Below are 26924 nucleotides of genomic sequence, written 5' to 3' on the forward strand. Positions count from 1 at the left end.
TTTCCTTCCAGAGACTACGGGGTGCTCTGCGGCGTCTGACGGTCCGGGCGCTTCGCATATTCGGACTCCGCCCAGCGCTTCCGGAGCCGGGTGGTGACTTCCTCGCGGACCGCCTCCCATTCTCCCGCATCCGCGTTGATGTCCCAACCGGTGCGCGCCAACTTGCGCGCGGCCGTCCGGGCGAAGGCCGCGTCACCCAGCTCAGCGAGCAACCGGAGGTACTCGTAGTCCTCCAGTCCGTCCCGAATGTGCTTCAGCCGCAGCGTGAGGATGGGCTGGTGGCCAGAAGGACCCACCCTGGCGGGTGTCCCCGGATAGAAGAGGGTGCCGTCGCCGTTGCCGCCGAACTCGAAGACGTCCTTCCAGGGGTCCTTCTTCGTGTTGTAGGCGAAGACGGTGTCGAAATAGAGCTCGCCGTCCACGCCGGAGGAGAAGGCGAGCACGCCCATGGCCCGGTTGAGCGGGGCGGGGTGGTCCACCATGTACGAAGCCCAGCCGCTGTAGGCCGCGTCCACCGCCTTGTCCGCCGGGGGCCGCCGTTGCAGCCGTGCGAATTGCAGCTCTGGTACCACCACACCCGGGTGTCACCTGCCAGCCGTTTGCGCAGCGCGCGCGGCTCCACCACGCTGCGGCACGTCTGCGGCCCGGGGCGAGGGTAGAAGCAGTTGAGCGTGGGCGTGAGGATGTCCGCCGAGCCATTCAGCGCGTCATCCAGCGGGCTGGTGACGAGCACGGGAATCGCGCCCGCCGCGCGCACGCGCGTGGACTGGGCTTTCACCAGCGGCACGTCCTCGGGCTTGGGTTCGTCCTTGGCGTAGAAGAAGAGCTGCGCGGGCCAGCCCTTCTCGCGGAAGTGCTCGGCGAAGGCGCGGTAGTACGCCGTCTTCTCCGCGTCCGTCTTCGCCTGCTTGCTGTCACGCACGTCGGTGCTGGTGAAGCGGGCGCCGGAGGGCAGCAGGCTGCCGTCCAGGAAGGGCGCCATCTCCGCGTCGTACTCGCGCCAGTCCAGCACCGCGCGGCCCTTCTCGAAGCGCACGGGAGGCGGCGTCATGCTCATGCCGTGGGCGCTCACCCGGTGCTCCAGGAGCGCGCGTCCGTAGTCACGCAACAGCTTGCGCGCCTCCGCCGACTCCGGCGCCACGCCGTGGCCCCGGGCGATGCTGTACATCGACACCCCGAAGCTGTTGGGCAGCGAGGACGTGGCGGGAAGGGCGAAGGGCTGCACCTCGGCGGTGAACGGCACCGGCCGGACCTTCGCGTCACCCGCCTTCACCCGCAGCTGTCCCCGGTACGTCCCCGGCTCCTGCTTCTCCGGGGCGCACACCTCCACGTAGAAGACGGTGGGCAGCTTCGAGTCATGTCCCGGCGCATCCACCGGAACCAGCGCGTCGGGCCACGGGCCCTTGCGGCCCTTGCCGTTGGACGGCGTCTTCACGTCGATGAAGGCCTCGCGCCAGACGCTGGCCTTCAGCGCCGCGCCCGGGCCCTTCAACGTCAGCGGCTCCACGGCGGGGCGCTCCACCCGGCCGGGAAGCGCCACCTGCACGGCCTCACACTCACCGCGCGCGAGGCTGAGGCGCGCCTCCTTGCGTCCCTTCACTGCTTCGCCCGGCCGGACCTTGACCAGGGGCGATACCACCTGAGGCTCCTGCGTGGCGGACATCGCCGCCGCCACCACCGCCCACGCCCATCCTGCGCCCATCCGCCCCCTTCACTCTCCGGCGGGTGCTACCCGCCATTCTCGGCGCGGGCCACCGTCATGCTCCGGCCCGGCTTGTAGTCGGTTATCTCCGCGACGATGGTGCCCAGCGCGAACTCCGCCTCCACCCGCACCGGCACGTGGCTGGAGTCCGTGGTGAAGTAGACGAACATGTCCCGCTTCGAGGCGAGGTTGCCGCCGAACTCCGTCTTCACGCTGAGCTTGAAGACCTCTTTGTCGCCCAGCGCCGTGCCCAGGACTTCACGCCCTTCCACCTTCGCGCGAAGGGTGAACTGCTTGCTTCCGGTGAAGACGGGATAGGCATACTCCTGCCCCACGACCAGCTCCCGGTTGCGCAACGCGAACGTCGCACCGGTGACATCCAGCGTGCCCTCCGTCACCTCGCGGGTGGACTCGCGCGGGGACTCGCCTTCCTTCTGCTTCACCACGAAGGCCGTCTTGCCATCCGGCTCCATCTTGATGCGCTGCCGGCGGCGCGAGCCGTTCTCATCCGCGTGCAAGTCACTGCCCACCACGCGCTGGCTCTCCGGCTGCCAGTAGGACACGAACTTGTCCTTGATGGGCCACACGCCCAGCATGTCGTTGGAGCGTGCCACCGCGACGATGGGCCACACGTCCTGGCCCCACTGCTTCATGTGGGCACCCACCGTCACCTGCGCGGTTCCCGCGGTGATGCCCAGGTACCTGACGCGGTAGGAGCTCTGCTCCCCAGGGCCGAACGCCGGGTTCACGGATTCCTGGGCCATGGCCGTCGACGACCAGACCAGCCCCGCGAGCGCCGCCGCGAACCCCCACTTGGACTGCGTTTGCATCGGGTGAGCTCCCTCGCTTGGAAATTAGGTAGCCGGGCCGCACCGCGCCAGACCCGGCTTGGAACCATTCCCGCCACCGCCCATTTCCACTGACGCGGTTGTTGACCAGCCATTCAAATGATGGCCGCTCACTTCACGGGGAGGCACACTTTCCCACGTCACGCTCCCGCACGCCTCTTCCCGGCCGGGGCCTGTTCGCCCGGCAGGCGGCGGTGCCGCGCAGCGGCGTGTCCACTCGACGACACCGCTGGTAGCCTCCGCGCGGGGCAGCCCGCGGTGTCGGGCGCCATCCCGCAGGAGGGGCACATGTCTGGTGGTGGCGGTTCGTTCGACTTCGACGATGACGAGAAGGAATCCGCGCGCGGAGGTGGCAAGGCGCACAAGGACTTCGACTGTCCTTCGTGCAACGCCAACAACCCCGTGGATGAAGCGCTCGCCCAGGGGGACGAGGTGCGCTGCAACTACTGCGGCTCCGAGTTCAAGGTCAGCGTGAACTCGGAGGGGCGGGTGAAGTTCAAGGAGATTTGAGCGCGCGCTCACCGAAGATGGCGGTGCCCACCCGGACGACGGTGGCGCCTTCTTCAATGGCCCACTCGAAGTCATGGGTGGTGCCCATGGACAGGCCCGGCAGCCCGTGCACACGGGCCAGCTCGCGCAGGGCCTGGAAGTCCGCGCGGGCCCGGGCCTCTTCCTCCGTGGGGGCGGCAGCGCCATCAGCCCCACCGCCTGGAGGCCGGCAGGGCGCGGACCTCATCCAGGAAGACGCCGAGCGCGTCGGGCGCCGGCCGCTCTTGGTGGACTCGCCGCCCACGTTGACCTCGACGTAGACGGGCAGGGGCGGGGCGCCCTCGCGGCGCTTCGACAGCTCGCGGGCGACCTCCAGCCGGTCCAGGGCGTGGAAGGCCCCAGCCGCCCGCGCCACGTACTTCACCTTGTTCGTCTGGAGCGCCCCAATGGCATGCCAGCGCAGGCCCTCCAGGTCCTCCAGCTCCGCGGCCTTGTCCCGCAGTTCCTGCGCGTAGTTCTCCCCGAAGTCGCGCTGACCGGCGGCATAGGCTTCGCGGATGAGGTCCGCGGGCTTCAGCTTGGACACCGCCACCAGCGTCACCGACTCCACCGGCCGCCCCGCCCGGGCACAGGCCGCCGCCACCCGCTCCCGCACCGACGCCAGCCGCTCCGCGACGCTTCCGCTCATGAGGCCCTCCAGGGCAAGGGGAGGCCCGCTCGCTCCAGCAGGGCCACTGTCTCGCCCAGCGGCAGGCCCACGACGTTGGACGTGCTGCCTTCCACACCCGCCACCAGGAAACCGCCCTTGCCCTGGATGGCGTAGGCCCCCGCCTTGTCCAGGGGTTCGCCGCTGTTCGCGTACCAGGACATCTCCCCGGAGCTCAGTGACCGGAAGGTGACGCGGGTGCGGACCACCAGCGTCTCCTCATGCCGGCCGGCCAGGGCCACGCCCGTGTAGACGTCATGCGTCCGCCCGGACAGGCGCGTGAGCATGGCCTGGGCTTCCTCGGCGTCCCGGGGCTTGCCCAGCAGCTCGGCGCCCAGGGCGACGGTGGTGTCGGCGGCCAGCACCCAGGCGCCCGGGTGGCGGGATGCCACCACGCGGGCCTTCTCCCGGGCGAGCCGCCCGACATAGGCCTCCGCCGCCTCACCAGCGTGGGGCGTTTCGTCGATGTCCGCCGCGGAAACGGTGAAACGAATGTCCAGCTGTGCCAGAAGTTCCCTGCGTCGCGGCGACGCCGAGGCCAGTACGAGCAACGTTTGATCTGCGTTCATGTGCATGTTACGGCTCGGCCCGGCCTTACCAGACTTGTGCCCCGGAGTGGACTCTACGGATGAATCCCGCGGACCTCCTGTCGGCCATGAAGCGGACAGTGGAGCAGTTGGCCGCCTTCAACGAGATGGCCAAGGCGCTGACGTCCACGCTCGAGCTCCGCGAGGTGCTGGCGCTGGTGATGCAAAAGGTCAGCAGCCTGCTGCTGCCTCGCAACTGGTCGCTCATCCTCCAGGACGAGCGCACCGGAAAGCTCTACTTCGAAATCGCGGTGGGTGACGGCGCGGACGTGCTCAAGGGCCTCCAGCTCAACCCGGGCGAGGGCATTGCCGGCGCCGTCTTCACGTCCGGCGCGGCGCGGCTCGTCCATGACGTGGGCGGGGACCCCAGCTTCTCGCCACGCTTCGATGAAGCCTCCGCCTTCCACACCCGCTCCATCCTCGCGGTGCCGCTGCTGGCCCGGGGCCGGGTCCTGGGCATCATCGAACTGGTGAACGGGCCCATGGACCCACCCTTCACCAACGAGGACCTCACCATCCTCACCGCCATCGCGGACTACGCGGCCATCGCGATTGAGAACGCGCGCAACTTCCGGCGGGTGCAGGAGTTGACGATTACGGACGAGCACACCGGCTGCTACAACGCCCGGCACCTGCGCGCCTTGCTGGACCAGGAGGTGAAGCGCTCGGAGCGCTTCAGCCACCCGCTGTCGCTCGTCTTCCTGGACCTGGACCACTTCAAGAGCATCAACGACACCCACGGGCACCTGGTGGGCAGCGCCACCTTGAAGGAAGTGGGGGACCTGCTGATGACCCTGGGCCGGCAGAACCTGGACGCCGTCTTCCGCTACGGCGGCGACGAGTTCGCCATGTTGCTGGTGGAGACGGACGCGGAGGGCGCGGCCGTCATCGGCCAGCGCGTGTGCGAGGCTTTTCGGGGGCGGAGCTTCCTCCTGGAGCAGGGCCTGGACGTGCGCCTCACCGCCAGCGTGGGCGTGGCCACCTACCCGGACCATGCCTCGTCCGCGCTGGACCTCATCCGCGCGGCGGACTTCGCCATGTACGCGGCCAAGGCCCGGGGCCGGGACGCGCTCTGCATCGCCGAGCCCATTGCGCCCAACGGCGGCACAGGCTCCCACGAGTTCCCGGAGCGCTAGCTGGCGCTTCGGCCCTGTTGGCCGCGAAGCCCGCAATGAGAGAGGGCCGGGGAGGGGAGTACCCTCGGCCCGGCCCTCGGAGGCGTCACGGTTGGACGCCGGGACTCACCCGGTGCCCACCACGGAGTCGATGGCGGCGGTGTTCGTCACCACCGAGCCCTGCTCGCGCAGCGCCTTGAGGAAGGACTCCGTCAGCTCAATCTGCTTGGCCTGACGGGCCTGGGTGCGCAGTTCCTCCTTGCGCTTCTCGAAGCCCTCGGCGTCCGGCTTCTGGCGCTCCACCACCTGCGCCACCACGAAGCCCTCACCCATGGGGAACACGCTGTCGAGCGGCTGCGGGGCGCTGACGGCGAAGGCCGCCTTCACCAGTTCGGGCGCGGGGCCCAGGTGCGGCACCGCCTCACCCTCGGCGGTGAAGCTGTCCGTCTCCACGGCCTCCGGGCGCGTCTCCGTCTCGAAGCGCAGCAGCGCGGGCTGCTCCTTCTCCGGCGGGAAGAGCGTCTTCAGGTCCTGGCCCGCCTTGACGGAGGCCAGCGCCTTCTCCGCCTCGGCGCGGGCCAGCTGCTTGGCGCGGTCCTGCTTGTAGAGCGTGGTGGCAATCTCGTCCTGGACGTCCTCGAGCTTCTTGTCCTGGGCGGCCTGCTTCTCATCCACCTTCACCAGGTGCACGCCGAACTTCGTCTCCACCGGCTGCGTCACCTCGCCCTGCTTCAGCGCGAAGGCCGCGTCCGCCAGCGCCGGTTCCCAGCTGCCGCGCTCCACCCAGCCCAGGTCGCCACCGCGCGCCTTGCTGCCCGGGTCCTCGCTGCTGTCACGCGCCACCTGGGCGAAGTCCTTGCCGCCCTCGATTTCCTTGCGCAGCGCCTGCGCCTTCTCCAGGGCCGCCTTCTTCTGGTCGGCGGTGGCCTCCGGGGACAGCTTCACCAGCACCTGCCGCGCACGGATGCGCTCCGGCTGCTGGTACACGAAGCGGTTGGCCTCGAAGTACTCCTTGATGTCCTTCTCGTGCGCCTTCTTCCACTCGGCCAGCTGCGCTGCGGTGGGGCTGGGGACCTTGTCGGCGTACATGGCCGGCAGGAAGCGCGCGAAGACGACCTTCGCCTGGTTGCCTTCCTTCTCGAAGCGGGCGCGGACCTCGTCGTCCGACACCACCGCGTTGCCGCGCACCACGTCCATCATCTTCTGGGCGGCCAGCTGCCGGCGCAGCTCCGCCTCGAAGTCCTGCGGGGACTTCCGGTAGAAGTCGCGCAGCACCTGCTGGTAGCGCTCGAAGTCGAACTGGCCATCCTTCTGGAAGTCCGTGTTCTGGTGGATGAGCTTGCGCAGCTCATCGTCGGACGCGGCGATGCCGTGGCGCTCGGCCGCCTGGGCCAGCAGCTCCGTGTTCACCAACCGGTCGAGCACCTGGTTGTGCATGCCGAACTGACGGGCGAGCGATTCGGGCACCGGGCTGCCCTGCGAGCGCAGGAAGCTCATCTGCTGGGCCCAGGCCGCCGCGAAGTCACGCAGCGGGATTTCCTTGCCGTTCACCGAGGCCACCGAACCGGGCGCCGTCGCCCCACCCGTGGCGCCGAAGCCAGAACTGCCCGGGCCGAACTGGAGCGTGAACACCACCGCGATGCCGATGATGAACAGGAGCGAGGCAACCTTCCGGGGATTCAGACCGTCCATTGTCGTCACTTCTGGGGCAAACGCGCCGAGAAAAGCCGTGCGGAAGGACTCGCGACGCGGTGTTGTTGGTAGCCCGGCCGGTGGGTGGTGGACCAGGAACCGCCCCCCATGCAGGCCTTGACTGCCTAGGATAACGCACCGGAAAATGCAAGCGATTTAGAGCCCTTAGCCAGCCCCTGCTCCCTCATTACACCCCCGGAAACTCCTGCCTGTGTGGTCGCTCCTGAAGCGGTACTACCGCCCCCTCATCGTGGGCTTCCTGCTCCTTTCGCCGCTGGTGGCCTTCCTGCTCGGTGGCCGGAAGGGCAGGGAACCCAACTTCGTCGACCGGGCGATCATCGCCGTGGCGTCCCCCGTGCAGCAGGGGCTGACGTCCGTCATCGAGGGCGGGGTGGCCGGGGTCCAGAACTACCTGGACCTCCGAGGCGTGCGGCAGGAGAATGACGCATTGCGCTTGGAGAACCTCCAACTGCGCGCGGCGGTGCAGTCCCTGGGGGAGTCGCGGATGGAGAACGAGCGGCTGCGCAAGCTGCTCAACTACGCGGAGGCCGAGCCCGGGCCGGAAATCCCCGCGCGGGTGGTGGGCGTCAATCCGGTGGCGAAGCTGCTGTCGGTCCGCATCAGCAGTGGTGAGCAGCAGGGTGTGTTTCGCGGCATGTCCGTGGTGACGCCGGATGGAATCGTGGGACAGGTCATCCGGGCGACGGGCGGGTATGCGGATGTGGCGCTGGTGACGGACCCGCAGAGTCGGGTGGCGGTGCGTGTGCAGCGCTCGCGGGCCCGGGGCACGGCGGCGGGTACGGGAGGCGGGCCCCTGAAGTTGGAGAACATGCTGCGCACCGAGGATGTGGAGGACGGTGACCTCATCATCACCGCGGGGACGGACGGCATCTATCCGCCCGGCGTGGTGGTGGGGCGCGTGACGAACCTGGAGAAGAAGGAGCACGGCATGTTCCAGGGCGCGGACATCGTTCCGGCGGTGGATACGAGCAAGCTGGAAGAGGTGTTGGTGGTGGGCAGCCCCTACAGCGCCATGGCGCCGGGCAGCGCCGCGGAGGGCGCGTCGAAATGAAGTTCCTGGTGTCCGTCGCGCTGGCGCTGGCGTTGCTCACGCTGGAATCGGTCCTGGTGAAGCAGGCAGGTCTTGAGCTCGGCCGGATTGACGTCACCGTGGTGTTGGTGGCGTTCCTGGCCCTGCGGGCCTCGCTGCTCGAAGGGACCTTCTCCGCCTTCTCCGTGGGGTATCTGCTCGACCTGATGAGCGGGCAGCCCACCTGGCTCTACACCTTCCTGGCCGTGTTCATCTTCCTGGTGGGAAGGCTGGTGCCGACCTTCGTGGAGGTCCGGGGGCCGCTGGCCTTCGCCTTGTTCGCCATGGGCGCGGACGTGGGCCATTCGCTGCTGGCCACCTTCTTCACCTGGCTGACGGTGAAGGAGGACGGTCCGGGCTCGCAGCTGGCGGAGATGCCGCTGCAGGTGGCGCTCACGGGCCTCGCGGCGCTGGCGCTCTACCCGTTGCTGCGGCGCTTCGAGGCGTCTCAGGAGCGGCCCGCGGGGTTGCTGCGGTGACGCCACCCACCTTGGGCAACACGACGCCGGGGCGCGAGCTCAAGCGGCGCTTCCTGTGGCTGGGCCTGGCCATGGTGGCGGGCCTGGGGCTGATTTCCATCCAGCTCTACCGCCTGCAAATCACCCGGGGCGAGGAGTACGCCGCCAAGAGCGTGGCCAACTTCGTCAAGGAAGTGCGGCTGCGCGCCGACCGAGGCGTCATCAAGGACGCGCGCGGCACCATCCTGGTGGACAGCCGTCCGTCCTTCGACGCCTTCATCACCCCGGCCTTCTGCACCGACTGCTACGAGCAGGTCATCCCCCGCCTGGCGGAGCTGCTCCAGTGGGACCCGGACCAGCGCAAGAAGGTGGAGGACATGGTGCGCATGGGGCGGCGCAACGCCCCCTTCCAGCCGGTGCCGGTGCGCGTGGACCTGTCGCGCGACGAGTACGACCGGCTGGCCGCGCGCCGCGACATCCTGGACGGCGTGGAGGTGGCGCCCGTGCCGCACCGGCACTACCGCACCAACTCCGTGCTGTCGCACGTGCTGGGCTACATGAATGAAATCACCCAGGAGGAACTGGAGCGCCTCAATGGCGACGGCGCCCGCTACGCCCTGGGGGACTACATTGGCCGGCGCGGGCTGGAGCGCTACTTCGAGCAGCGCCTGCGCGGCACCGACGGCGTGCGCAAGGAAGTGGTGAACGCGCGCGGGCAGACCATTGAAGAGCTGAACGACAAGCTGGGCGACAACGCCGTGGTGTCGCCGCGTCCGGGCAGCAACCTGGTGCTGTCCATCGACATGCGGTTGCAGGAGGAGGCGGAGCGGGCCTTCCCCGGCGTGACGGGCGCGGTGGTCGCCATCGACGTCAACACGGGCTTCATCCGCGCGCTGGTGTCGCGCCCGGGCTTCGACCCCAACCTGCTCACCGGCCGCGTGACGCCCGCGCAGATGGCGCTCCTGTCGAGAGATCCGCTGGACCCGATGATCAACCGCGTGGCCGCCGAGCACTACAGCCCGGGTTCCACCTTCAAGGTCGTCACCGCCCTGGCTGCGTTCAAGTCCGGCGCCTTCCGCCCGGAGACGGTGGTGAACTGCCCCGGTGGCTACCGACTGGGCGCGCGCACCTGGCGTTGCCACAAGGACGCCGGACACGGGCTCGTGGATGGCTTCACGGCGATGAAGTCGTCCTGCGACACCTGGTACTACAAGGTGGCGGACACCATCGGCCTGGACCCCATTGGAGAGATGGGCAAGGCCCTGGGCCTGGGCAGCCCCACAGGCGTCAACGTGGTGGCGGAGGTTCCAGGCATCATGCCGACCAGCGCCTACCACGACAAGGCGTCGCCCGGTGGCTACACCAAGGGCATGGCGCTCAACAGCTCCATTGGCCAGGGCGACACCAACGTCACGCCGCTCCAGTTGGCGCTGGTGTACGCGGCCATCGCCAACGGAGGCACGCTCTACAAGCCGCAGATGGTGAACCGCCTGGAGGACCTGGACGGGCAGACCATCGAGTCGTTCCAGCCGGAGGTGGTGCGCAAGGTGGACCTGTCGCCCGCGCACCTCAAGGCGGTGGTGGACAGCCTGGTGGTGGTGGCGCACGAGCCGGGCGGCACCGCCTACCGCGCGCGCATGAATCACATGCGGGACAAGGACATCCTGGTGGCGTCCAAGACGGGCACCGCGCAGGTGACCCGTCTGGGCGCGGTTCGCTTGAAGACGCACCAGATGAGCTACTTCGAGCGCGACCACGCCTGGTACGCGGGCTTCGCTCCGGCGGACAAGCCGGAGCTGGCCGTTGTCGTGCTCAACGAGCACGGCGGCCACGGCGGTTCGGACGCGGCGCCCACCGCGATGGCGGTGTTCCAGAAGTACTTCGACTTGAAGAAGCTGGACGCCACGGCGCCGCCGCCGCGTCCCAACCAGCCCTACACGCCGTCCTCCGTGACGCGCGCGCCCTCAGCCGATGAGGCGGCGCTGACGCGAAGGGTACGGCCACCGGCCCGGCTTCCGGGCGATGAAGAGGACCGCACGCGTGCAACTGCGGATTGAGCGCCGGATGGTGCCCCACATCCCCTGGGGCCTCATCTTCTCCGTGCTGGCGGTGTGCGGGCTGGGCATCTGGAACCTCGCCTCGGCGTCACGGCCGCCGCACTCGCCCGTCTGGGGCTCGCAGATGGGCTACCTGGGCATCAGCATGGTGGCCGTGCTGGTGGTGTGCCTGGTGGACTACCGGTGGATTCAGCGCATGGCGCTGCCCATCTACGTGGGCAACATCCTGCTGCTCATCGCGCTGCGCTTCTTCGGCCACACGGCCAAGGGCGCGGAGAGCTGGTTCGTCATCGGCCCGTTCCGCATGCAGCCCGCGGAGTTCATGAAGATTGGCGTCGTGCTGATGCTGGCCAAGGTCTACCACGACGACTTCCAGCCCAATGCGCCCTCCTACGGCCTGACGCGGCTGTGGAAGCCGGTGCTCGTCGTCTTCGTGCCCTTCGCGCTGGTGCTGGTGCAGCCGGACCTGGGCACCGCGCTGATGATTGGCCTGTCGTCGCTCACCATCATCCTCTTCGGGAAGGTGCGCTGGTACCTGGTGGCCACGCTGGTGGCGGGCGTGTTCGCCGCGGGCATCGTCATCTGGAACGACTACATCCGTGACGTGCCGGAGCCTCGGCCCACCATCGTCCGGCACCACCTGAAGAAGCACCAGAGCCAGCGCATCTCCGGCTGGCTGGACCCCGAGGCGGACCTGCGCGGCAGCGGCTATCACGCGGCGCAGTCGAAAATCGCGGTGGGCAGCGGCGGCGTGTCCGGCAAGGGCTGGCGCGAGGGCACCCAGACGGGCCTGCGCTTCCTGCCCGAGCAGCACACCGACTTCATCTTCTCCGTGTGGGCGGAGGAGCATGGCTTCGTCATGTGCATCGTCCTGCTGGTGCTCTACGGCGCCATCTTCATCTTCGGCCTGGGCGTGGGGTTCAACGCGCGTGACAGGTTCGGCGCCTTCGTCGCGGTGGGCGTCGTGGCGATGCTCTTCTGGCAGGTGTTCGAGAACATCGGCATGGTGATTGGCCTGCTGCCGGTGACGGGAATCACCCTGCCGTTGATGAGTTATGGCGGCTCATCCCTGCTTTCCGTGATGCTCAGCATCGGCTTGCTGGTGAACATCAGCATGCGCCGTCACATGTTCTGAGAATTTCCGGAATTTATCCTCGCGAGACGGGCGCAAGCGTTTCTCGGCGCGCGGCATGGGGTGGTGTATGAATCACCCCACCAACGCACGTGGAGGGCGAGCCCTCCCGGGCAGATGAGGACGCGTCATGCAGAGGAAGGGTGGCCAGAAGGCAGTCGGGAGCACGCGGGTGGAGGCGCCGGTGCGCGTGCCCGCGCGAGCGCCAGCGCAGGTCGCGGCGCTGACGAAGGAGGTCCGCCCCGCGGTGGTTCCGGCGCGTCCTGGTGGCAACGTGGCGGCGGTGAGCCCCGAGCCGAGGCCGGCCTTCGCGCCGTTGATTGAGATGAACCAGGGCGAGGCGGAGCACCGTCACTTTCCCCGCGCCCAGCTCGCCACGCGCTTCGAGGTGTGGGTGGATGACGAGGCGGGCGAGCGTCGCTTCGAGGCGAGCCTCGTGTCCGTCAACGTCAGCGTCAGCGGGGCGTTCCTGGAGAGCACCTTCTACTTGCCGCTGGGCACCGTGCTGGGCGTGCGCTTCGCGCTGGAGCCGGGCGCCGCGCCCGTGCAGGCGCGCGCGGAAATCGTGCGGGAGGAGCGGGGGAACGGGCCGGAGGGCCGCAGCGGCTTTGGCGTGCGCTTCCTCGACTTCAGCGGTCAGACGGAGGTGGCACTGGCGCGGCTCTTCGTGGGGATGCGGCTGAGGGCCTTCGCGGAGGACTATCTCAAGTCCCAGCGGGCTCGCTCCCTGCCCAATGAGGTGGAGCGCGTGGTGGACGTGCTGGCGGCCTGGGAGTTGCTCAAGGCGACGTCGTCCGTTTCCGACCCTTGGCAGGGCTGATGCGTTGGACCGGTCATCGCCCAGGGCCGTGGGCGGGTGTCCGGTGTGCAGGCACTCAGGCCGACTTGCTGCCCGAAATCTGGCGGCGGCGTTCGGCCTGGTAGTGCGCGGAGCACAGACCCTTCGAGCGCTGCTCGCGAGTACAGCCCTCCATGGTGCAACGGCGATCCAGTGAAACCAGGCTGGCGCCCGCCATCACCTTCGGCGGACGGCCGCGGCGCCGGCCCGCGGTGAGCGCGGTAGAGCTGGGCGAGGTGCTGCCCAGCCTGGGCATCCCGTCGTTGAGCGCGCGCAGCATGCCGCGGCCAATGGCGTCTCCCAAGGCTTCGGCCCAGTTCACCATGGCCGGCGTCAGCGGGACGGTGGACAATTCTTTGCGTGGACGTGCCATGAATACTCCAAGTGAAAACAGTCAGCCAACACAGACACTGCTATGTGCCTATTTGGCGGTTGAAGTCATCGCTGTCAATACAACCTTGGAGGGTCTGTCTTGACTCGTAAACGATCTCAAAAAATTGATGACAAGACTGCAAATGGATACGTGTTTCCCGTATGTCCTCATGGCACTGTGACACTCGCAGCGGTCGACCCGTCTGTCTCGGCGGGTGAACACGCGGAATATGAGAAGACGCTCAAAACGCTCCAGGAGCGCGTCTTCGAGCTGCAGATCCAGAACTACCTGGCGGGGCGGAAGGCCGTCATCGTCTTCGAGGGCTGGGACGCCTCCGGCAAGGGCGGCGCCATTCGCAGGCTCACCACGCTGATGGACCCGCGTGGTTACAAGGTCTGGCCCATCACCTCGCCATCAGAGGAAGAGCGCAGACACCATTACCTGTGGCGCTTCTGGCGCAAGACGCCGGGCGCGGGCGAGGTCTGCATGTTCGACCGGAGCTGGTACGGCCGGGTGCTGGTGGAGCGGGTAGAGGGCTTCGCGAAGCCGGCGGAATGGCGGCGCGCCTACGATGAAATCAATGCTTTTGAACACATGCTCACCGCGGACGGTGTGCGGATGGTGAAGTTCTTCATCCACATCGACAAGAAGACGCAGCTGCAGCGGTTTCGCGAGCGCGAGGCGGACCCGGCCAAGCGCTACAAGCTGGGGCCCGAGGACTGGCGGAACCGGGCGAAGTGGAAGAAGTACGAAGCGGCCATCCAGGAGATGCTGGACCGCACGCACCGCCCCGACGCGCCGTGGCACGTGGTGCCAGGGAACGACAAGCGCTACTCGCGGTTGGAGGTGCTCCGCCGCTGCGTGGAGTTGCTGGGCTGAGACAGGAGAAGGCCACGGGTGGTGCGCGGAAGAGCAGCAGGGGCTCTCTCGCGCGCCCGACCCCGCAGCGGCGAGTCTACGTCAGGGCCTTCTTCACGGCGTCTTCGATGCGGGCCTTGGGCACCGCGCCGACAATCTGCTCCACCACGCGGCCGCCCTTGAACAGGAGCAGGGTGGGGATGGAACGGATGCCGTACTCCTGCGGCGTGTCCTGGTTCTCATCGATGTTGAGCTTGGTGAACTTCACCTGCCCCTTGTACTGCGAGGCCAGCGCTTCGATGGAGGGCGCGATGGCGCGGCACGGCGCGCACCACGTCGCCCAGAAATCCACCAGCACGGGCTCCTGGGAGTCCAGGACCTGCTGCTTGAAGTCGCCATCCCCGATGTTCGTCACGTCCGCGCCTGCCATGGTGTCTCCTCGTGCCTGTCCGGGCACCTCCGCCGCGTGTAGTACGCGTCCGGTGGGCCTGCAAGGATCGGCCGGCCATCAGCCAATCTGGCGGCTCAGATGCGGATGGATGGCGCCTGTTTCAACCATTTCCCCCAAGCGTTCCCCCGGGGGAGGGGTGGCTGGTGTAAGCTGGAGGGCGTGACGAAGCTCTTCCTGCCCCAGACCCAGCTCGAGGAGTGGGCGCTGGCGGACAAAGCAGACCTGCGCGAAGGCCGGCTGGTGGTGATGGCGGAAGGCGGCGTGGCCTTCCCCCTCACGCCCGCGGTCCACTTCGTCCAACTCGTGTCGGGCGAAGACACCCAGGGGTTGGTGGCCCGGGTGAAGACCGAGGAGCAACTTGCCCGACTGGGTGCCGAGCAGATGGCCGACTCGGTGCTGGTGGGGGACAACGCCTATGAGGTTGTTCCAGGGTATGTAGCGGAGGTCGCCGCCGGCGCGCCCAGGCCAGAGGGCGCGGACAAGAAACCGGACTCTGAAGCAGACCTTCTGGCTGCCTTCATCCTCAACAAGATGGGCTGATTCGCCCGTCTTCCGTGGTTATGAGCCTGCCCCTATGAGCCACACGCTCGTCTCGCTCGCCTGCCACGCCTATGGCATCGCCGCTGTCGTCTACCTGGCCTACCTGGTCCGCCAGTCCGAGGCCCTGGCCACGGCAGGGCGCGTGCTGGTGGGCGGTGGATTGGCGCTGCATGGCGTGGCGCTCTTCGAGTTGCTCGGGGTGCAGAGCGGGCGGCCGGTGGGCCTGGCGCAAGGCTTCTCCGCACTGGCCTTCCTGTTGCTGGTCATCTTCCTGTTCCTGGATGTGCGCTACCGCCGGCCCGTCATCGGCGCCTTTCTCACGCCACTGGCGCTGGCCGCGCTGCTGCCCGGCCTGCTGATGCAGGGCGGACAGGCGCCGCTGCCTCCCGGGGTGCGTCAGCCGCTGTTGCCGCTGCACATCACCCTGGCGCTGTTGGGGCTGGCCGCCTTCGCGGTCGCCGCGGGCGTGGGCGTCATGTACGTGCTCATGGAGCGGCAGGTGAAGGCGAAGCGCTTCGGGTTGCTGTTCTCCCGCCTTCCCTCCCTGGAGTTCCTGGACACGCTGAACCGGCGCCTGGTGGTGTGGGGCTTCCTGGCGCTGTCCATCACGCTCGCCACGGGGGCCTTCTTCGTGGGCACCGCGCCGGGCCCCTGGACCGTGGATGGGAAGACGCTGGCCACCCTCGTTGCGTGGGCGGTCTTCGCCGCGCTGCTGGTGGCACGTTCCGTCGCGGGCTGGCGGGGGCGGCGGGTGGCCTTCCTCACCATGGCGGGGTTCTGCCTGGTCATGGTGTCCTTCCTGTCCTCGTATGACGTGTCGTCGCCCTCGGCGGCCATGAGGATGCCCTGAGTATGGAGCTCATTTGCATTGGCCTGTCCCACCGGACGGCGCCCCTCACCGTCCGCGAGCGACTGGCCTTGCCGGAGTCGCGTCAGGTGGACGTGCTCCAGCGGCTGGCCCAGGCGCCCGTCGAGGCCCTCTGGGTGTCCACCTGCAACCGCGTGGAGGTGTACCTGTTCGCGCCGGACGCGGCGATGGCGCGGCAGCGCGCGTTGACGGAGCTGCAGGTGCTGGGCGGCGTGGAGGCCCTGGAGCACCTCTACGAGCACCAGGGCGAGGCGGCGCTGGTGCACCTGTTCCGCGTGGCGTGCAGCCTGGACTCCATGGTGCTGGGCGAGGCTCAGATTCTGGGCCGGTGAAGGAAGCCTTCGAGCGGGGCCAGGGCGCGGGCGCGGTGCGCGGTGAGCTGATGCGCGCGTGCGCGGCCGCCTTCAGCTGCGCCAAGCGCGTGCGCACGGAGACGGCCATTGGCCGCGCGGCCACGTCCATGGCGGCGGCGGCGGTGCAACTGGCCAGCAAGGTGTTCGACGGGCTCGCGGGCAAGACGGTGCTGGTGGTGGGCGCGGGGGAGATGGGCGAGCTGGCGGCGCGCCACCTGAAGCAGGCCGGTGCGTCGAAGCTCTACGTCACCAACCGCACCTTGGCGCGCGCGGAGGCGCTGGCGGCGGAGGTGGGCGGACAGGCGCGGCCCTTCGAGGAGCTGCTCAATCTGGTGGCCGCGGCGGACGTGGTGGTGTGCAGCACCGCGTCGCAGGTGCCGCTCTTCACGCGGGACAACGTGGGCGCCCTGGGGCGCGGACGCCGGGGGCGGCCGCTGTTCATGGTGGACCTGTCGGTGCCTCGCGACATCGACCCGGCCGTGGGCACGCTGGACTGGGTACATGCATACGACGTGGACGACATCCAGAAGTTCGTCGCGGACAACGCCGCGGCGCGCGCGGAAGAGGCGCAGAAGGCGGGCGTGCTCGTCGCGCAGGAAGTAGCGCGTTTCGTCAAGGAGCGTGCGCTGCGTGAGGGCACGCCGGTGCTGGCGCGACTGCGTCAGCGCGCGGAGGCCATTGCCCGCTCCGAGGTGGAGCGCACGCTGGGCGCCCTGGGCGACGGACTCAACGACAAGCAACGCAAGAGCATCGAGGCCATGGGCCGAGCCATCGTCAACAAGCTGCTGCATGAGCCCACCGCGCGGCTGCGCGCCGTGGGGCCGGAAGGGGAGGGCAACCGCCTGGCGGGTGCCGCCGCCGAGCTGTTCGGTCTGCTGGAGGAGGAGGTCGGCACCGCCGCCGCCGCGCCCTCCGTCATGGCCGCGCCAGTCCAGGTCGCCACGGGGGCAAGTGATGACGCACGTGCGCATCGCCACCCGGCAGAGTCCCCTGGCGCTCTGGCAGGCGCGTCACGTGGGCGCGCTGCTGACCTCGCGGCATCCCGGTTTGGAAGTGACCCTGGTGGAGATGACCACCGAGGGAGACCGCTTCCTGTCCGCGCCGTTGTCCGCGGTGGGCGGCAAGGGCTTGTTCGTGAAGGAAATCGAACAGGCGCTGCTCGACGGCCGCGCGGACATCGCCGTGCATAGCCTCAAGGACATGACGTCCGTATTCCCGGAAGGGCTGATGCTCGCGGCGGTGCCGGAGCGGGAGGATCCGCGCGACGTCTTCTGTGGCCTGGGCGGGCTGACGTTGGACACGCTTCCGCAGGGCGCGCGCGTGGGCACGTCGTCGCTGCGCCGGAGCTGCATCCTGCGCTCGCGCCGGCCGGACGTGGACATCGTCAGCGTGCGCGGCAACGTGCAGACGCGCCTGGCGAGGACGCGGGAGCAGGGGCTCGCGGGGGCGGTGCTGGCCTACGCCGGACTCAAGCGCCTGGGCCTGGAGGACGTCATCACCCAGGTGCTGCCGCCCGAGGTGAGCCTGCCCGCGGTGGGGCAGGGCGTGCTGGCCATCCAGTGCCGCACGGACGATGCGCGCGTGCGCGCGCTGCTGGCGCCGCTGGAGCACGCCACCACGCGCATCGCCGTCACCGCCGAGCGCGCGCTGCTGGCGAAGCTGGAGGGGGCTGCACCGTGCCCCTGGCCGGGCATGCCACCGTGTCGGGCGACACCGTCTTCCTGCGCGGACTCGTGGGCCGTCCGGATGGCACACACGTGGTGCGGGGCGAGGTGCGCGGCCCCGTGTCGCAGGCCCATGCACTGGGTGAATCCCTGGCGGATGACCTGCTGTCGCGTGGGGCGGCGGACATCTTGCGTGATTTCGCGCGCCGCTCCGAGGCGCGGGAGTCCTAGACTGCGACTCGCGTGGAACGGCGACTTGAAGGCAAGAGAGTCTTGGTGACGCGCCCGCGTGAGCGGGCCGAGGAGTTGTGCTTCCTCCTGGAGGATGAGGGCGCCGAAGTGCTGAGCGTGCCCCTTCTGGAACTGCATCCTCCGGAGGACCCACGTCCGCTGGCGTCAGCGGCCGAGCACATCCAGCGCTACACCTGGGTGGTGTTCGCGAGCCCGACCGGCGTGGATGCGCTGATGGAGGCGCTGCGCGAGGCGGGCACCCAGGACCGGATACAGCGGGTGAAGGTGGCCACCGTGGGGCCGCGCACGACGCGCGCCGCGGAGGGCTACGGCCTGGACGTGGTGGCCGAACCTTCCGAGGGCACGGGCGCGGCCCTGCTCAACCTCATCAAGGATGCGCTGCAGCCGGGTGACGAAGTCCTGCTTCCCGCCGCGGAGGAAGGCCGGCGTGAGCTGGAAGACGGGCTGAGAGAGTACGGCCTCCTGGTGACGCGGGTGACGGCGTATCGCGCCACGCCCGCGCCCCTGTCACCGGAGTCGTTGGCCTTGCTGGATGCCTCACCGCCGGACGTCGTGCTCTTCGCTTCGCCGCGCACGGCCGAGGCCTTCGTGGAAGAGGCCGGACGCGAGCGCCGGCCACCGCGCGGGTGGTGGCCATCGGTCCGACGACGGCGTCCGCCCTGGAGCGGCTGGGCGTGCCCGCGGCGGCCGTCGCGGAGCGGCCGACGCCAGAGTGCTTGGTGGATGCCGCCGTGCTCGCGGTGACGAGCACCGTGCACTGACGGTGGTGCGGCGCCGTGCCCGCACGGCCGCACGACGTGCCTGACAGCGGCTCCATGCCTGGCTGGTGGAGCGGAGGGCGCCAGGGGTGTTTTCCGCTCGGCGCACGGCCGTTTGCCGGAATCCGTCTGGTACGCTGCGGGGTCGCACTCCGGCGGGCGGCCGGGGTGAAAGGAGACGCGCTTGGTACAGCCAGTGAGCGGCGTGGGTGGCACTGCTCCGAAGAGCCGGGATGACTTCACCACGCTGTTCGTGCTGGAGGCGCTCGTCGCCCAGGGGCTGCTGCAACCCCAGCAGGCCCAGGAGGTGCTGGCCCGCGAGGGCGCCGCGCGCGCCCGGGTGCTCAAGGCCCACCAGGGGGCTCGGGTGGCAGCAAGGAGGCCGCGCGGTACGACGTCTCTCCGGTGGAAATCGTGGCGGCGTTCCAGGTGCCGCTGTCCAACGGCCGAGGCGTGCTGGACGAGGACCGCGTCACGGAGGCTGCCGCGCGCGCCGCCGGCATGACCTACCGGAAGATTGACCCGCTCAAGCTCGACATGGCGCTGGCCACGCGCACCGTGTCCAGGCCCTATGCGCAGAAGCACGTGCTGCTTCCCCTGGAGCGCACCCCGCAGGGCCGGCTGCTGGTGGCGGTGGCCAACCCTTTCGACCGGGAGCTCTTCGAGAGCTTCCACCGCCTGACGGGGCTGCCGGTGGAGCCTGTCCTCAGCGCGAAGGCGGACATCCTCAAGTCCATCAGCGACATCTACGGCTTCAAGAAGACGCTGGCGCGCGCCGCCGACGACTTCAGCGCCGCCGCCGGAGCCCAGGTCGCCAACTTCGAGCAGCTCGTCTCACTCAGTGGCACCCAGGAGTTGGAGGCGTCGGACCGGCCCGTGGTGCAGGCCGTGGACTACCTGCTGCGCTACGCGTTCGACAACCGCGCCTCGGACATTCACATCGAACCCAAGCGCACCACCAGCGTGGTGCGTCTGCGCATCGACGGCGTGCTGCACCCGGTGCACACGCTGCCGGCGCCGGTGCATCCGCCCATCGTCTCGCGCGTGAAGATGCTGGCGCGCATCGACATCTCCGAGCGCCGCAAGCCGCAGGATGGCCGCATCAAGACGGAGCGCGACGGCCGCGAGGTCGAACTCCGCGTGTCCACGCTGCCCACCGCGTTCGGCGAGAAGGTGGTCATCCGCATCTTCGACCCGGAGACGCTGGTGCAGGACATCGCTCAGCTCGGCTTCGAGCCCGACGAGAAGAGCGCCTTCGAGTCCTGGATTGACCAGCCACATGGGCTCATCCTCGTCACGGGCCCCACGGGCAGCGGGAAGACGACGACGCTCTACTCCGCGCTCAAGGCGTTGGCGGGCCCGGACGTCAACGTCACCACCATCGAAGACCCCATCGAAATGGTGTGGGATGCCTTCAACCAGGTGCAGGTGCAGCCCAAGGTGGGGCTCGACTTCGCCGGAGCGCTGCGCCACATCCTCCGCCAGGACCCGGACGTCATCATGGTAGGCGAGATTCGCGACCCGGAGACGGCGGAGAACGCGATTCAATCCGCGCTCACTGGCCACCTGGTGCTGTCCACGCTGCACACCAACGACGCGCTGGGCGCGGTGGCGCGCATGCGGGACTTGGGCGTGCCGTCCTTCCTCCTGGCGCAGAGCCTCCTAGGCGTCATGGCGCAGCGGCTGCTGCGCCGGGTGTGCAGCCATTGCGCGCAGGAGACGACGCTGACGCCGGACGAGCTGCTCGCGCTCCAGGCGCCCCTGCCGCTGCTGCCTGGTGGCGTGCGCCTGCTCAAGGGGCTGGGTGCGTGCGTTGCCGTGGCACCGGCTTCGTGGGCCGCACGGGCGTCTTTGAAATCGTCACCAGCGCGGGCGAACTGAGAGACCTCATCGCCCGCGAGGCCCCTATTCGCAGATGGTGGAGGCGGCCCGGCGCTCCGGCATGCGGACGCTGCGCGAGGCCGCCGTGCGCAAGCTGGCCCAGGGCTTCACCGCCTTCGACGAGGTGGTGCGGATGACGACCGTCTGACGCACGACGGCCCGGCCTCCCACGAGGAGAGACCGGGCCGCGGAGCCCTTCCGGCTGCCCCGGTGGGGCAGGGCGGTGGACTAGAAGCGCGCCTGGAGCATCGTGTTGAAGCCCAGCGCGTGCGGGCGCTCGAAGCTCGGCTGCGCCACACCCGTCACGTCGTCCCGGAACGTGGTCCGGTTGGTGTCGTACGTGTAGTAGACCTCGCCAACGGCGGCGACGGAGTCGGACAGGTCCCAGCGGAACGTGGCCTTCGCGGAGTAGATGGGCTCCGCCTTGCACGCCGCGCCGCCGCGGCCGCACGTCTCCGGAAGGATGCTGAGCTGGTTCACGTCACGCACCACGACGGTGCGCGTGCCGATGAGGTTCTCCGGCGGGTTGTTGCCGCCCAGCACCGGCGTGGGGCTGCGGAACGAGGCCGGCTGCTGCACACCGATGATGAAGCCCGGCGTGAAGTGCAGCTTCGGCAGGTGGTAGTCCGCGCCCACCGCGAGGAACATCTCCGGCTTCAGCTCCGTGCCCTCCGGGAAGTCCTGGAACGGCGGGAAGCCCGGCACCTCGAACTGGATGAAGGACAGGCTGCGGTACAGGCCGAGGAGGCTGACGCGGAGCAGGTCGTACTTCGCGCGTGCCTGGAGGGCCACGGCGGTGGCGCCCTGCGGCTTGGTGGCGCCGAAGTCGTTGGGCTTCTCCAGCGTCTGCGACAGGTAGCTGCCTTCCAGCGACACGGTGTACGACAGGCCGCCCGGGTACTGCTCCGGCGCGAAGAAGCGCTGATAGATGTCCGGGTCGTTCTTGTAGAGCCGGAAGTCCACGCTGGTGCCGACGGGCACACCCACGTGGTAGACGATTTGTCCGGACACGCCCGCGGCGTTCACCGGCGCTTCCACGCCGAGCGTCGCCAGGCCGGGCACCAGGCCCTTCTGGAAGTAGCCGCCGCCCGCCTCGACGCGCAGCGTCTCCAGGATGTCCCAGCCCGCGCCGGCCATGAGGCCGTACTTGGTCTCTTCCTCGCGGATGAGCTCGTTCTGCATGAGCGCCGTCTTGCCGCCGACGTACGCGTACCAGTTGTCGCGGGTGATCTGCAGCTTGCCACCGGGCACGCCGTTGGTGGCGGCGCGGGTGGTGAACACGCCGCTGCCACCCCAGGAGATGCGGTACGCATAGCCCAGACGGAAACGGTCCGCGGACACCGGGAAGCCGACGAGCGAGATGCCTTCCTTCTCGCTCCAGCCCGGCGGCTGGTAGTTGAGGCGGATGTAGCTGGAGTTGTCGCGGATGTCGACGCCGCCCGAGGGCCGCTCGAGCACCAGCAGCGTCAGCGCCGCTTCGGTCGTCAAACCCTCGAAGAAGGCCGGTGCCCGCTTGTAGAGCACCACGTTCGACAGGGACTCGAAGCCGGAGAACCGGGTGTTGAAGTTGTCGTAGAACTGCGTGTTCTGGTTGCCGGCGCCGAACCGTGCATCGGGGCTGTTCGGCGTCGTCTCACCAGAGCCCGCGAGCACGTTGTCGTCCGCGAAGACGAACGACAGACGGGTGTCCACGAAGTCACTGGCCCACGCGGGCGCACTCAGGGAAATCAGGCCGGTCAGGGCCAGCTTCTGCAGCGTTTTCAATGTCCCTCTCCACGGAGCGGCCCAGGGGACCGCTCCTCCCTGCTTCCCGTCACCGGGTCGCGAGAATCATCAGAAGACTACGGATTGACGCAAGGCCGGATCGGTCGCGGGCACTCCATGCCCGGGCCGGGGTAGCAGCAGATGTCGTCCACGTCGCGAGGCAGCACGTTCCACCGGGGGCGGGCGGCGCTCACCTGCCGCAGGTGGCCCACGACGTCGAAGGTGGCCGCACGCAGATTGCGGCACTGCTGGGCCGCCTCGGCGTTCGGGTCATCCTCGCGGCAGTCGGGGACCAGGTCCGGCACCGCGTCCTTGGTGACCAGGTTGATGCGCGTGCGCGAGTCGGGTGCCACCTTGCAGGTGAGGGTGCCGTCCTCGCGATTCTGGACGGAGGCGTACACGGTGCTCTCGCCCGTGGCCATGACGTGCTGTAGCGGGGTGTGGGCCGCCAGTGCCACCGGCGTGCCGCTGGCGCTGAAGCGTACGTTGGCTGGCTTGTCGCACGACACGTTGATTCGCACGTCCCGAGCGAAGTTGTTGGACTGGGCCCACGTCACGATGGTGGGGTCGGCGTTGACGGTGGCGGTGAAGGTCTGGATGCGCCCGGGGACCGATTCGTCCAGGCCCGCCTCCGCGGCGCCGGTGGGGTTCATCTCCACCACGAACTGGCCGAAGCCGTTGTACGTGTTGCGCTCGGAGCAGTGGATGCCGGCGAACTGGCCGATGCCCAGCGTGCAATCGATGTTGCACTGTCGCTCGGTGATGTCTGGGTCGTTCGGGTTGTCCGTGCCGCAACTACCCCACGTGCCCGCGCGAGTGTCGGGGCAGAAGAAGGGAACCGTGCCGTTGCCGTTGGCGTCGCAGTTGTGGAAGACGCGCGGGAACTTCACCTTGGTGAGCTTCACCAACGACGACTCCAGGCCCTCCATCTTGAAGTTCTTGTAGTTGTACCCACAGAGCGGGTCCGTCGGGTACGGCGAGTTGCTGTAGCCGCACAGTCGCCCGTTCACTTCCACGGGAGGCACCAGCTTCAGGTACTTGTCCCATTCCGTCTGGGGCAGCAGCCGGACGCGCTCGCGCACCGTCCACGCGGGGAAGGTTAGCTGGGTGGTGGCCGTGAACTCCTGGACCGAGCCAGACACCGACCACAGCAAGTCGCCCGGGTCCAGGCCTTCCGGGAAAGAGTAGTTGTAGATGTAGAGCGAGTTGAAGCGGCCGGGGTTGTAACCGTCGGGCTCACGCGTCTGAATATTGGCGTCCGGGACGCTGTCCTCGCGCACGCGGCAGGCCGTCATGTCCGTGACGAAGAAGCCGCCCGGGTCCGTACCCGTCACCACCAGTGTCACGGGCTGCTGGTCGTTCGGGTCTCCCTCGGGGCAGCTCTGAAGCAGGGGCGGGCCCGCCTCGGGATTGCGCCCGATGCGCATGTACGTTCCCGCGTAGGCCGTGAGTTGCTGGCCTGCTTGCGGAACCTGGATCGTGGCGATCGTCGGCTCCTCGAACTTCATCAGCCGAGACAGGCCGGTGGCGTTCGTGCGCGTCGCCGGCTCCTGGGGCAGCTCTCCGGGGATGACCTGCCCGTCGGCGTAATCCACCTGGGGCGGCTCGTCCTGCACCCAGACGTGGGTGTCGCCGTAGAGCTGGCCGGAGCGCACCGTGCCGGTGCCCCGGCCGTTGGTGAGCTGGGTCCAGCGGTAGCGGTACTCGCCCATCAGGTTGCCCGGCACCGTGCGGAAGGACACCGGCCCGTTGAACGACTCCATGGGCTGGCCCTTCGCGTCCAGGGCGAGGATTTCCACGTCGAAGTCCACCGGCGTTCGGGGCAGGGCGAGTCGGCAGTCCTCCGTGCCGCGAACCTCCAGCGGCACCTGGTTCTGGCCGCCGTGCGCGGTGGCGCACTCATTCACCACCGGCAGCGGGGTACGCGTGCCGCCGGTGTAGATGCCCGTGAGGTTGACCCGGAACGAGGCGACGCCATCAGGCTGAGACGTTTCCTGGGTGTAACAGCCGGCCGCCGCCAGGGCCGACAGGAAGAGAAGGCGCTTCATTTACTTCACCCTCCGGCCGATACGGGAATCCTCAACCGCGTCCGCGATGGACACGGAGGTGGGGTTCTCACAGAAATTCCGCAGCTGGTTCGTCACCGTGCCGCAGATGGGGTTGTTGCCCGCCAGGACATCCCGGCAGCTGCAGCGGCCTGTGTACGGACCCTCCGGCACGTTGCACTGGCTCTGGATGTCCTCGGCCGTCAGGCCCGGCACGCCGCAGCGCTCCGCGGCGTCCGAGGGGAGCGACAGCAGATCCTTGCAGGCGCAGCTGCCCACCTGCTTGTCCAGCGCGGCCTTGAAGTCGGCGGCGGCGCGGCAGGAGCCCACCACCTGCTCGTTCACCGTCCAGCGGCCGTTGACGAGGTTGCCGCAGTAGTGGCCCGACTTGGACGTCTCGCGGCCCGCGAGGATGTCCTCGCAGGTGCAGAAGCCCTGCATGTAGCCAATGAGCGAGTCGCGCAGCGAGATGCCCGTCTCGATGCGGGTGGTGTTGCGCTTGAGGACGTTGAAGCCCGAGCCACCCTTGGCGATGTAGTCGTTGACGGCGATCTTGTACGTGCCGGTGACGTCCAGCGGCTTGCCGTTGATCTGGATGTTGGTGCCCGGGTGCGCGTAGCAGCGGCCCACGCTGGCGTCGCTGCTCTGGTCCACCAGGCACTGCCACGGCGCGTGACCCTGGCGGTCCTGGTTGGGGCAGTCCGCGCCGTTGAGCTCCGGGTTGCAGGCGATCTGCAGGTCGTTCACCTGCACCTGGGCGCAGTCCATGGTGAAGCGGGCGCCGGAGATCTGCGCCTGGCTGACGCAGCCGCGCTCCGCGGAGCGCTCGGTGACGAAGTCGAACATCTCCTGCATCTCCTTGCCGGAGAGATACATGATGTTGATGGTGTTCTCGAACGGGAACACGTTGAACATCGACTCCTGGCTCACCACGCCCGCGTAGAGGTTGTCGCGGATGCCCAGCGAGTTGGTGAGCGCCATCTCCGCCTCGACGCGGCGGCGCTTGCGCATGGAATCTGCGGCGATGTTGCCCAGCGGCGAGTCACCACCCGTGGAGTTGTTGCGGCGCTGCACGTCGCGCGGCGCGTAGGAGAAGATGGACGTCAGCTGGAAGTTGAAGTCCATGCCCAGGATGTACGGCTGGAGCAGATGCGTGGTCATCCGGTCCTCCTGGTTCTTGCACGCCTGGATGGCCTGACGGACGCGCTCGTCGCGGAGGAACTGGCCCTCCTCCCAGAACACGCTGCTGTCGTGGCGGAAGCGGCGCATGGCGTCGTCGCACCACAGGGCGTCCATGGGGAACACGCGGTAGTCCTGGCTGATGATTTCGCCGCCCTCACCGGTGCCGAGCACCTCGGGCATCTTCACCACCAGCTCCAGCCGGCCCACGTACTTGGCGAACGCGCCAGAGTGTGCGAGCACCACCTTGCGGCCCGCGGGGTCGGTGAGCAGCTGCGGCGGGTTGAGCACGACGTGCAGGTGGCCACCCATCACCGCGTCCACGCCCACCACGCCGGGGATGCGCACGCGCACCACGGACTTGTCGTCCCCTTCGGGGCCGAACCACTCCAGCACCTGCCAGGGCTCCTTCTGACGCTGCACGTAGGCCTTGGCGCGGGCGTACTCGTAATAGGCCTCGTAGCCCTGGATGACGTCCTGGTCCTCATGGAGGCCCAGGTGGCTGACCAGCACGATGAGGTCGGTGACGGGGCGCAGCAGGTCCACGTAGGCGCGCGCCACCTCGTTCTGCTCCAGCGGCGTCACCTGGAGGCTGTTGCCACCTTCGACGATGGAGTTGAGCGAGGAGATGTTGGCCATGCCGATGATGGCCACCCGGAGGCCCTTCACGTTGCGGATGGTGTACGGCTCCACTTCCAGGGCCGTCTGGTGGTTGCCGTTCGCCCGCCAGTCGTCCCAGAAGTAGTTGGCCGCCAGCAGCGGGAACGTCGCGTGCTGCTGCGCCATCTGGGTGAAGTTGAGGAGGCCCGCGTCGAACTCGTGGTTGCCCACGACGGCCGCGTCGAGCCGCGCTTCGGAGAGGAACTTGAACTCCACCTCGCCGGTGTTGAGGTTGAAGATGGGCGCGCCCTGGAAGCAGTCGCCCGAGTCCACGTGCAGCACACGCTCGCCCTGGGAGCGCTCGCGCTTGAGCAACGCCCCCATGCGCGTGGCGCCGCCGAAGGGACCCGCTTCCGGGATGGTCCCCAGGTCCACGTCCGTCTTCAACGGCGTGAAGTCATAGGGGATGAGGCGCGAATGGATGTCCGAGGTATGAAGGAGCGTCAGACGCACCTCCTGCCCCTCGAGGTTGTAGTCCTGGCCTTCCAGCACCGGCATGCACGAAGCAGATGCCAGGGCGCAGCAGAGGCCGAGCAGGAGGCGACGCATCAAGAGAATTCCGTG

General features: G+C 68.7%; 21 protein-coding genes and 4 pseudogenes. 14 read left to right on the top strand and 11 right to left on the bottom strand.

Features of this window, described 5'->3' with window-relative positions; translation table 11 throughout:
* Positions 1-14: 14 nt before the first annotated feature.
* Genes QEG98_RS41870 through QEG98_RS13775 form a run of 3 tightly spaced genes read right to left on the bottom strand, consistent with a single transcriptional unit; the run spans position 15 to position 2532 of the window.
* Entirely contained in the window at positions 15-296 is a 282-nt protein-coding gene (locus tag QEG98_RS41870) for a hypothetical protein (RefSeq protein WP_410478012.1), read from the bottom strand.
* Positions 254-1702: a hypothetical protein gene (locus QEG98_RS41875; protein ID WP_410478013.1), complete on the bottom strand. Its 1449-nt coding sequence runs from the start codon at positions 1700-1702 to the stop codon at positions 254-256. The genes QEG98_RS41870 and QEG98_RS41875 overlap by 43 nt, the downstream gene beginning before the upstream one ends.
* Before the next feature lie 26 nt (positions 1703-1728).
* On the bottom strand, positions 1729-2532 hold the full coding sequence (locus QEG98_RS13775; protein ID WP_090489158.1) for a DUF3108 domain-containing protein: 804 nt from the start codon (positions 2530-2532) through the stop codon (positions 1729-1731).
* A 306-nt stretch (positions 2533-2838) separates the two neighbouring features.
* Between QEG98_RS13775 and QEG98_RS13780 the strand changes: the two genes are divergently transcribed.
* Positions 2839-3060: a hypothetical protein gene (locus QEG98_RS13780; RefSeq protein ID WP_140861974.1), complete on the top strand. Its 222-nt coding sequence runs from the start codon at positions 2839-2841 to the stop codon at positions 3058-3060.
* Here QEG98_RS13780 and QEG98_RS13785 read toward each other — a convergent pair.
* A complete protein-coding gene (locus tag QEG98_RS13785; RefSeq protein ID WP_316567038.1) occupies positions 3047-3727 on the bottom strand; it encodes a YggS family pyridoxal phosphate-dependent enzyme in 681 nt (226 codons plus the stop codon). The two genes, QEG98_RS13780 and QEG98_RS13785, sit on opposite strands and share 14 nt — an antisense overlap.
* A complete protein-coding gene (locus QEG98_RS13790; RefSeq protein WP_201425136.1) occupies positions 3724-4320 on the bottom strand; it encodes a Maf family protein in 597 nt (198 codons plus the stop codon). Before QEG98_RS13790 ends, QEG98_RS13785 begins: the two co-directional genes overlap by 4 nt.
* Positions 4321-4373: 53 nt before the next feature.
* Between QEG98_RS13790 and QEG98_RS13795 the strand changes: the two genes are divergently transcribed.
* Positions 4374-5468, top strand: coding sequence for a sensor domain-containing diguanylate cyclase (locus tag QEG98_RS13795; RefSeq protein WP_316567039.1), 1095 nt, complete (start codon positions 4374-4376; stop codon positions 5466-5468).
* Positions 5469-5573: 105 nt separating this feature from the next.
* Here the strand turns inward: QEG98_RS13795 and QEG98_RS13800 are convergent, their stop codons facing one another.
* The gene (locus QEG98_RS13800; RefSeq protein ID WP_316567040.1) at positions 5574-7139 is read right to left on the bottom strand and encodes a SurA N-terminal domain-containing protein; all 1566 of its coding nucleotides are present in this window, start codon (positions 7137-7139) and stop codon (positions 5574-5576) included.
* A 211-nt stretch (positions 7140-7350) separates the two neighbouring features.
* Here QEG98_RS13800 and mreC point away from each other — a divergent pair, with 211 nt between their 5' ends.
* From mreC to QEG98_RS13825, 5 genes are all read left to right on the top strand, one after another.
* A complete protein-coding gene (gene mreC / locus QEG98_RS13805) occupies positions 7351-8211 on the top strand; it encodes a rod shape-determining protein MreC (protein WP_011552715.1) in 861 nt (286 codons plus the stop codon).
* Positions 8208-8708: a hypothetical protein gene (locus QEG98_RS13810; RefSeq protein WP_090489146.1), complete on the top strand. Its 501-nt coding sequence runs from the start codon at positions 8208-8210 to the stop codon at positions 8706-8708. The genes mreC and QEG98_RS13810 overlap by 4 nt, the downstream gene beginning before the upstream one ends.
* A complete protein-coding gene (gene mrdA / locus QEG98_RS13815; RefSeq protein ID WP_090489144.1) occupies positions 8705-10744 on the top strand; it encodes a penicillin-binding protein 2 in 2040 nt (679 codons plus the stop codon). The genes QEG98_RS13810 and mrdA overlap by 4 nt, the downstream gene beginning before the upstream one ends.
* Positions 10745-10751: 7 nt before the next feature.
* Complete coding sequence (gene rodA, locus QEG98_RS13820) at positions 10752-11879, top strand: rod shape-determining protein RodA (protein ID WP_316567885.1); 1128 nt, start codon at positions 10752-10754, stop codon at positions 11877-11879.
* A gap of 127 nt (positions 11880-12006) precedes the next feature.
* Positions 12007-12696, top strand: a complete 690-nt coding sequence (locus QEG98_RS13825; protein WP_316567041.1) for a PilZ domain-containing protein — start codon at positions 12007-12009, stop codon at positions 12694-12696.
* Positions 12697-12751: 55 nt separating this feature from the next.
* Here QEG98_RS13825 and QEG98_RS13830 read toward each other — a convergent pair whose 3' ends face one another.
* Positions 12752-13087 (bottom strand): hypothetical protein, encoded by a 336-nt coding sequence (locus tag QEG98_RS13830; RefSeq protein WP_090489138.1) that lies wholly within the window; start codon positions 13085-13087, stop codon positions 12752-12754.
* A 177-nt stretch (positions 13088-13264) separates the two neighbouring features.
* Here QEG98_RS13830 and QEG98_RS13835 point away from each other — a divergent pair, with 177 nt between their 5' ends.
* Positions 13265-13966: a polyphosphate kinase gene (locus QEG98_RS13835; protein WP_316567042.1), complete on the top strand. Its 702-nt coding sequence runs from the start codon at positions 13265-13267 to the stop codon at positions 13964-13966.
* A 76-nt stretch (positions 13967-14042) separates the two neighbouring features.
* Here the strand turns inward: QEG98_RS13835 and trxA are convergent, their stop codons facing one another.
* Complete coding sequence (gene trxA / locus QEG98_RS13840; RefSeq protein ID WP_090489134.1) at positions 14043-14375, bottom strand: thioredoxin; 333 nt, start codon at positions 14373-14375, stop codon at positions 14043-14045.
* A 99-nt stretch (positions 14376-14474) separates the two neighbouring features.
* Between trxA and QEG98_RS13845 the strand changes: the two genes are divergently transcribed.
* The 6 genes and pseudogenes from QEG98_RS13845 to QEG98_RS13870 all read left to right on the top strand — a co-directional run bounded on the left by QEG98_RS13845 (position 14475) and on the right by QEG98_RS13870 (position 20860).
* Positions 14475-14936, top strand: coding sequence for a hypothetical protein (locus QEG98_RS13845; RefSeq protein ID WP_090489132.1), 462 nt, complete (start codon positions 14475-14477; stop codon positions 14934-14936).
* A gap of 34 nt (positions 14937-14970) precedes the next feature.
* Entirely contained in the window at positions 14971-15786 is an 816-nt protein-coding gene (locus QEG98_RS13850; RefSeq protein ID WP_090489130.1) for an inner membrane protein YpjD, read from the top strand.
* 2 nt (positions 15787-15788) lie between these two features.
* A pseudogene (gene hemA / locus QEG98_RS13855) lies at positions 15789-17104 on the top strand (glutamyl-tRNA reductase); the annotation flags it as partial.
* Positions 17105-17108: 4 nt separating this feature from the next.
* Positions 17109-18052 (top strand): annotated as a pseudogene (hemC, locus tag QEG98_RS13860) (hydroxymethylbilane synthase).
* A gap of 12 nt (positions 18053-18064) precedes the next feature.
* A pseudogene (locus QEG98_RS13865) lies at positions 18065-18834 on the top strand (uroporphyrinogen-III synthase).
* Positions 18835-19015: 181 nt separating this feature from the next.
* Positions 19016-20860: pseudogene (locus QEG98_RS13870) on the top strand (GspE/PulE family protein).
* Between the two features lie 80 nt (positions 20861-20940).
* Here the strand turns inward: QEG98_RS13870 and QEG98_RS13875 are convergent.
* From QEG98_RS13875 to QEG98_RS13885, 3 genes are all read right to left on the bottom strand, one after another.
* On the bottom strand, positions 20941-22476 hold the full coding sequence (locus QEG98_RS13875) for a hypothetical protein (protein WP_011552729.1): 1536 nt from the start codon (positions 22474-22476) through the stop codon (positions 20941-20943).
* A 77-nt stretch (positions 22477-22553) separates the two neighbouring features.
* Entirely contained in the window at positions 22554-24524 is a 1971-nt protein-coding gene (locus QEG98_RS13880; protein ID WP_316567043.1) for a hypothetical protein, read from the bottom strand.
* The gene (locus tag QEG98_RS13885) at positions 24525-26909 is read right to left on the bottom strand and encodes a bifunctional UDP-sugar hydrolase/5'-nucleotidase (RefSeq protein ID WP_316567044.1); all 2385 of its coding nucleotides are present in this window, start codon (positions 26907-26909) and stop codon (positions 24525-24527) included.
* Positions 26910-26924 lie beyond the last annotated feature (15 nt).

The sequence above is a fragment of the Myxococcus sp. MxC21-1 genome (assembly GCF_032612255.1).
GTDB lineage: Bacteria > Myxococcota > Myxococcia > Myxococcales > Myxococcaceae > Myxococcus > Myxococcus virescens.